Genomic DNA, 2,329 nt, shown 5'->3' on the forward strand with positions numbered 1-2,329 from the left:
ATCGAGGCCGCGGTGGGCGCGGCCCGGGCAACGAAAGGTAGAGTAGGAGCACAGCGCCTGCCTGCCTCGCGGCAGGTGGTTTCTGCGCCCCTCTCGCCGAACCGGACGTGCAAGTTTCCAAGCTACCGGCTCTCCGTGCGTGGCGATCGCCACGGGTGGCCCTCACACGGACATGAGGGTGTTGAACGATGCCCAGAAGCGATCAGCTCCTTTTCGGAACTTCTCGTCGGGATCGTTCCATCCGTTCGGTATGCGTGTGCCCCGGAACGGGAAGCGGGTTGACCCGCCCTCCCGGAAGAACCGCAGCGATTTCGGTCCGTCGACCCATCGCCAGCGGCTGTCGGGCGCTGTTGGACGGAAGCGGCGACATAGCTCACGCCATGTTGCCTTCCGATGCTTCTTGCGCAACCAGCGCCCGATGAGCTCCCACAACCACCAATCCAGACCGGAGAACTCCCGCGTAGCCCATGTGGCGTAGCGGTAATAATTTCGCCAGCCGGTGATGACCGGGTTGAGGCTCTCGATGAGATAGGCAAGGGATTGACCTGTCGGTGTCTCCTTCACCCTGACCTTGATCTTGTGGCGCAGATCCTTCAGCTTGCTCTTCGGTATGAAGAGATTGCCGACCATACGACCGGTGCGGCGCGCTTTGGTCTGCACCACCCGGTAGCCGAGGAAGTCGAAGCCTTCCCCGACCTGCGTGATCCTGGTCTTTTCCATCGATAGCTCCATTCGCAATTCCTGCTTGAGGAACTGCGCCAGCGCCAGCTTTTCGGCTTCGGCGTCCTTGAGTGTCCCATCCGTCAGCACGACGAAGTCGTCGGCATAACGCACGGCGAAGAATGTCGGCCTGTTTCTCCGGCGGTCATAGAGCCGCCGGTCGGCTGCATTCTGCGGACGCTCGCGAGGACGCATCGACCACCGTCCATATCTCTCGTCGATGGCAGCCAGATAGACGTTGGCCAGCAACGGCGAGATGATGCCGCCCTGCGGGGTACCCGTGACAGGGTGATGGACGGAACCCTCGATCATGACACCAGCTTTCAGGAAGGCGAGTACGAGCCTGAGGACATTACGATCCCCAATACGGCGGCGTACGCGCTCCATCAGCACGTGATGATTGACGGCATCGAAGCAGCCCTTGATGTCCCCTTCAATCACGAAGCGGTACTCGGAGGTGCCGCTGGGTGTGGGGTGCAAATGACGCTGGATGTTCGCCAGCGCATCATGGGTGCTCCTGCCGGGCCGGAAACCGTATGAGGACGGATAGAAGTCCGCCTCGAAGATCGGTTCCAGCACGAGCTTCAAAGCCATTTGTACCAGTCGGTCTCTGAGCGTCGGAATGCCGAGTGGACGCACCTTGCCGGGTTTGCCCGGTTTGGGGATCAGCCTTTGCCGGACAGGCTCGGGCCGATAGGTGCCGCCGCGCAGCTCGTTTCGAATATCTTCGATGAACTGCGTAGCGCCGCCCGGCCACTCTTCGACCGTTTTCCGCGTGACGCCATCGGTTCCTGGTGTTCGACTGCCCTTGTTACGGGACAATCGTCGCCAACTTTCCGAGAGCGTCCTGCGGTCGCATACGATGTTGAACAGATCCGCGAACACCTTGTTGGCGTCCGCGACACTCCACCTGTGAAGTTTGCGCTGCATGTCGAGGACGAACACGGTGTTCACCGCATCGGGCTTCATCGGCCCACCTCCTGCCGGCTTGCTTCACTCACTGTCTCCCTTCGCCATGTGGACGGCTTTCCCGTCCTCGGACTACTACGAAGACTCCGCCCCCTGCCGTACCGATCATCGGTCGCCTCGATCATCTCGCGCCGTCCGGCGGGAGAGAACACGGCAAGGTTCCCAAGTTCACCTGATGTCCCTTCGCCTGCCTTAGGGACCGACTCTACCCCGTGAGAACTCCGACCATCGGCCACCGCAAGCTGGGCCGCTGGCTGACGTGCGCGATAGCGCACGCCCCTGATCTCCGGTGATTCAACGGAGATCGGCGCTACTCCGGTCTTTCGACCGACCTGCCCACTTCCGGTTTGGCAGGTTCCATGTTGCAACGAGGCGTCAGACATCGGTTCGATCACTCTTCCCATAGCAGGCATGCTTGCCGGACCGGCCACGGGCGGAAGTCCCTGGTCGTCCGACTTTGACGGGTTCTGCTGATTTATGGCTCGCCGAAGGCACCCGGCTTACCTCACCCGTCTGCTTCACCCCCCGTGCTTGCGGCACGTTGGCGTCGGGGTCTCCCACCCCGCAGGGGCAACAAGTGCGCGTGACGGTTTCCAGCCGTCACTCTTGGCGCACGAACCAAGTCATGGCAGTCATCGGC

At 61.7% G+C, this 2,329-nt stretch carries 1 protein-coding gene; it reads right to left on the reverse strand.

The annotated features are described in order from the left end of the window. Positions 1–162: 162 nt before the first annotated feature. Positions 163–1,689 (reverse strand): group II intron reverse transcriptase/maturase, encoded by a 1,527-nt coding sequence (ltrA, locus tag RCCGE510_RS32595; protein WP_007636202.1) that lies wholly within the window; start codon positions 1,687–1,689, stop codon positions 163–165. Positions 1,690–2,329 lie beyond the last annotated feature (640 nt).

The sequence above is a fragment of the Rhizobium sp. CCGE 510 genome, from assembly GCF_000292525.1.
Lineage (GTDB): Bacteria > Pseudomonadota > Alphaproteobacteria > Rhizobiales > Rhizobiaceae > Rhizobium.

What these genes read in the sequence shown, in the direction of transcription:
- ltrA (WP_007636202.1), bottom strand. Translation starts at nt 1,689, where the DNA reads ATGAAGCCCGATGCGGTGAACACCGTGTTCGTCCTCGACATGCAGCGC.